The sequence below is a fragment of the Micromonospora sp. NRRL B-16802 genome (assembly GCF_001279555.1).
In the GTDB taxonomy this organism is placed as follows: Bacteria; Actinomycetota; Actinomycetes; order Mycobacteriales; family Micromonosporaceae; genus Micromonospora; species Micromonospora profundi.
This window is the reverse complement of record NZ_LGEB01000141.1, coordinates 1-425: the sequence shown is the minus strand read 5'-3', so window position 1 is coordinate 425 and position 425 is coordinate 1. Positions and strand designations below refer to the sequence as shown.

The following is a 425-nucleotide window of genomic DNA, read 5'->3' as shown; positions in this document are numbered from 1 at the left end:
GTGGCGCCGTACAACGGTCGGCAGTTGGTGTATGCGACCACGCATGACACGGGTACGCGGTGGGGTTCGATGAACTTCAGCTTGTTCACGAACTACTCCGAGATGGCGTCGGCGTCGCAGAACGCGATGTCGTCGGCGACTGTGGCGCCGTCGTTGTTCTACTTCGCGCCGCGCAACATCTGGGTGTTGGCGTATCAGTGGGGTCCGACGGCGTTCTCGTATCGGACGTCGACGGATCCGACGAATGCTAACGGGTGGTCGTCGGCGCAGCCGTTGTTCACCGGGAGTATTACGGGTTCGGGTACGGGTCCGATTGATCAGGCGGTGATCGGTGACGATCAGAACATGTATCTGTTCTTCGCCGGGGACAACGGCAAGATCTATCGGGCGAGTATGCCGATCGGGAACTTCCCGGGCAGTTTCGG

The 425-nt window shown here is 60.5% G+C and carries 1 protein-coding gene; it reads left to right on the top strand.

What is annotated here, in order from left to right; translation table 11 throughout:
• Positions 1-425, top strand: a 425-nt coding sequence (locus ADK66_RS30370) for a non-reducing end alpha-L-arabinofuranosidase family hydrolase (RefSeq protein ID WP_255353069.1), incomplete at both ends; no start/stop codon positions are given.